General features: G+C 36.3%; 2 protein-coding genes and 3 pseudogenes. 4 read left to right on the top strand and 1 reads right to left on the bottom strand.

Going from position 1 to position 3,991, the window contains the following annotated elements; translation table 11 throughout:
* Positions 1-564, bottom strand: a pseudogene (locus AVJ19_RS20430) (RNA-guided endonuclease TnpB family protein); the annotation flags it as partial.
* Between the two features lie 20 nt (positions 565-584).
* Between AVJ19_RS20430 and tnpA the strand changes: the two are divergent.
* The 4 genes and pseudogenes from tnpA to AVJ19_RS20410 form a co-directional block, all read left to right on the top strand.
* Positions 585-998, top strand: a complete 414-nt coding sequence (gene tnpA, locus AVJ19_RS20425; RefSeq protein WP_111861354.1) for an IS200/IS605 family transposase — start codon at positions 585-587, stop codon at positions 996-998.
* 97 nt (positions 999-1,095) lie between these two features.
* Positions 1,096-1,821 (top strand): annotated as a pseudogene (locus AVJ19_RS20420) (penicillin-binding transpeptidase domain-containing protein); the annotation flags it as partial.
* A 476-nt stretch (positions 1,822-2,297) separates the two neighbouring features.
* Complete coding sequence (locus AVJ19_RS20415) at positions 2,298-3,575, top strand: TnsD family Tn7-like transposition protein (RefSeq protein ID WP_162626678.1); 1,278 nt, start codon at positions 2,298-2,300, stop codon at positions 3,573-3,575.
* 41 nt (positions 3,576-3,616) lie between these two features.
* Positions 3,617-3,991 (top strand): annotated as a pseudogene (locus AVJ19_RS20410) (IS3 family transposase); the annotation flags it as partial.

Here is a 3,991-nt window from a genome sequence, read left to right as displayed (position 1 = left end):
TTTTACGCCATCTGAACAAGTCACTAAATCGTTTAAACCTAAATCTATGCCAATTGAGGTTTTAGCAGTACTTTTTTGAGTTTTAATTGAATCAATCACAAGGCAAACATACCAACGCCCACGACTATCCTCGACAAATGAACCTGTTTTAACATTGTATTTGCTGAGTCCGTAACTATCCCATAGTTTGAATTGATGCTTACCATATTGAACATAGTCATCAGCATATTTGATTGCTACTTTCTTGAATGGTATCCATCCTAAAGAGCGTCTAGCTGATTTTTTATTGCTGACACGCCATTTTAATTTTGCTTTCTTAAATTGCTTGCGTCTTGTCACTAACTCTTCTGCAACTGCCTGTATGGTTTGGCTGTGCAAGTTACATTCCTTGGATGCACCTTTTGTATATTTTGCAATATCGTATGCTGAAAAGAATTGTTGTTTTCTTTGCAAGTGTTTAAAACACAAATCATTGACATAATTCCAAACAAAGTTTACCTCTAACGCTAGTTGGTCTAAAACCTTGAAATGTTTGTCTTTTACTCGTAATTTAAGTGTCTTCATACTTAAAATATATTTGGTCTATGAGCAATAGTCAAGAGATTAGAACAGGTCGCCATTGTGTTTTCAATATGCACGTACATTTAGTCTTTGTAGCTAAATATCGTAGAGATGTTTTTACCAAAGCAATGCAAGAAACGATGCGTGAAGTATTTGAGCGTGTCTGCTTAGACTTTGAAGCTGAATTGATGGAATTTGATGGAGAACATGACTATGTTCACTTACTTGTGAATTATCCGCCAAAAATAGCAATTTCTAGCTTAGTAAATAGTTTAAAGGGTGCTTCTAGTCGAATTTTACGAACCAAACACCCCGAAATTAAAAACAAGCTATGGGCAAATGCTCTGTGGTCACCTAGTTACTTCGCTGCATCATGTGGCGGTGCTCCGATTTCAATTATTAAACAATATATTGAGAGTCAGCAGACACCGCATTAGCAATCCTAGCTAATCCCCACAAGGAGGACTAGCGGATTGCAGCCTTATATCCCCGCCCTGAAGGGCAAGGTTTTACGGCTATTCAGATAAATGAAGTGATTGGAAAAAATCTGGCCATGGCATTGTCGATTTACATAAAGCGATCACACAGTCTAGTGATACCTATTTTTATATATTGTCTTATCAAATGGGTATCGACAATATGTACAAATGGATGACCCAGTTTGGCTTTGGTGAAAAAACAGGAATTGACTTACCTTATGAAGATTCGGGATTATATCCATCACCCGAATGGAAAATGCGAACCCGTGGGACAAAATGGTTAATGGGTGAAACAATTTCCGTAAGTATTGGTCAGGGGGCATTCACCGCTACACCATTACAATTAGCCCTTTCGACAGCAATCGTTGCCAATTCTGGTAAGCATATTACCCCTCATTTACTTAAAGAAAGTAAAGGTTCAACACCCTACCCAATCCACCATGATACAGATGGTAAAATTCTCTTTAATGGCACCCCTAACGATTGGGTAAAAATGCATCACGCCATGATTGATGTGATTCAGTCTGGTACAGGTCAAGGTATCAAGTCGGGACTACAATATCAAATTGCAGGAAAAACAGGTACAGCCCAAGTTAAAAGTATTGCACAGGGCAAACACTACAATGAAGCCTTACTCAGTGAACGGCATTACGATCATGCTCTATTTATTGGCTTTGCTCCTGCGGATAACCCTCAAATTGTTCTTGCCATTATTTTAGAGAATGGACGCAGTGGTAGTGCTGCTGCCAAAGTTGCTCGTCCAATTTTTGATTATTGGTTGAAAGAAAGTATTCCCTAACAAATGTCTGAAATATAATTTACTTATGAGCTTATAATATGACATTTATTGAAAAACAAGCCTATGCGTTATCAATTCTAAATCCTCCTTTAAGTAAAAATCAGGGTTTTATAATCCTTATTTTTCATTAAATATCAATATCTTAAATTACATAAAAGACAGTGTGATCTTACTTATCAGTACAGACCCTTGCTATAGAGATGGTCTTGAAGCATCGCTCTAACTTTATCGTGATGGATCATAGTTTGGTAGTAATTCTGCTGAAGGATTACCCCATGAGTCGTTTTATAATCGAGTTTGAAAGCCTTTTAAACAGTATTTACACAAATTTTAAAAAAGTCCATTTTGTGAATGCTTAATGTCATGTAAATTAATTTGGGAGCTTAGGAAGCTAAAGAAATAAGTCTATTTCTGTTAAAACGCTATTTAAAAAATAAGCTGATACAATCATGATACATATGCATAACTTTCCATTACCCCCCCCCGATGAACTTCTATACAGCTCAATAGCACGGGCAGGTGTGTATCATGGCATTACCAGTCCTAAACAACTGTTGGATGAGGTTTTTGGTACTAGAGCTGTTATAGCAACGCTAGATTTACCCAGCCATGTCTCTAAAATTGCATATTTATTAAGAAAAACAAAACAATATTCAACTAATGATTTAATAAACCAAAATACCTTATTTCCACTGTATGCCCCATTTGTTCCACAAAAAATACGTAATAAAGCCATTAAACTGATGCAAGGTAAAACCAATGGTGCTCTACATACAATGTTTGGAGTTTCTGCATCAAGAATCAAGGCAATTCAGAATTTCCAAGTTTGTCCAAAATGTATTGAAATTCAAATACAGACTTATGGTGAAGCTTTTTGGAAAAGAAATTGGTTTATTCCTAACCTACCAATCTGTTTAGATCACGGACCATTAATTATTTATAAAGAAAAACCATCGGACTCTAGACATCATTTCCAACCCTTAATTGAATCAAACTTTGCAATAGAATCATTCAGCTCAGTCTTCCCTCAAGACTTCATTATGTCTTACCAAGTGCAAAAATTGTTTAAGCTATCATCCTATCCATCTATTTCTTTTGAGCAATGGAGTCATTTTTACCATGGATTAGCACATGACTTTGGTTACACACGAGGAAAGCATATTAAACATGATGAAATTTTATCCTTAGTTTTACAACACTGGGGCAAAGAATATCTTCAAACTAAGAATTTACTCTGCCACCAAGGTGAAGAAAATTCCTGGTTAAAAAGCATATTCCGTAAGCATCGAAAAAGTTTTAGCTTCTTTGAACATCTATTGATTCATCAAACCTTTACTCCAAAGGAAAAATTAGAAGATATTTTTCATTACGCCCAAAATATTCAACCCGTTTTTATTGTTAAAACTAAACCTAACGAAGATACCCTAGATATAATTAAACGTGAACAACATAGAGAACAATGGCAACAGTTAGTTCTAGAAAATGGTATTAAAGCAAGTCGTTCCATACGAAATGGAGGCGCTATCTATGCCTGGTTGTATCGCTATGATTATCAGTGGCTCCAGAGCTTTAACTCAGAACATCAAATAATCCAACAAGCACCTGAAACCCGAGTGGAATGGCCTCAACGTGATCAGGTGTACGTAAAACTATTACTACGAATTGCACATCAATCTAAAGATGATCTAAGTACTCCGAGACAGAGGTGGATCCAGAAATTTGAACAACTGCTATAAGTGATATTCTGCTCCTCAAATGATGTTATAAACATCAATATATGGAGTATTTTATGGCACGTAGACCAAGAAGAAATCATTCAAACGACTTTAAGGCTAAGGTAGCACTTGCTGCGATCAAAGCAGAAAAAACACTTGCTGAATTGAGTTCTGAGTTTGATGTTCATCAAAACCAAATTATTGACTGGAAAAATCAATTGATCTCAGCTTCCTCGCAAGCTTTCGATCAATCAAAAGCTCCATCAGAACCTCCCATTGATCTTAAAAAGTTACATGCAAAAATCGGTGAGCAGGCATTAGAAATTGATTTTTTAGAAGGTGTGTTGAAGAAACTGGGCCGCTTCAACCACAAAAGTTAATCGACGACTCACTTCAGATTTCAGTATCTAAGCAAGCTAAGCTGCTGAAAGTCTCTC

The organism is Acinetobacter sp. CFCC 10889 (assembly GCF_003268395.1).
GTDB lineage: Bacteria > Pseudomonadota > Gammaproteobacteria > Pseudomonadales > Moraxellaceae > Acinetobacter.
The sequence above is the reverse complement of the archived record's forward strand: the minus strand, read 5'-3'. Positions and strand labels throughout refer to the sequence as shown.

Bases quoted from the DNA above. Each gene is read 5' to 3' on its own strand.
- tnpA (WP_111861354.1), top strand. From the start codon at position 585: ATGAGCAATAGTCAAGAGATTAGAACAGGTCGCCATTGTGTTTTCAAT.
- AVJ19_RS20415 (WP_162626678.1), top strand. From the start codon at position 2,298: ATGCATAACTTTCCATTACCCCCCCCCGATGAACTTCTATACAGCTCA.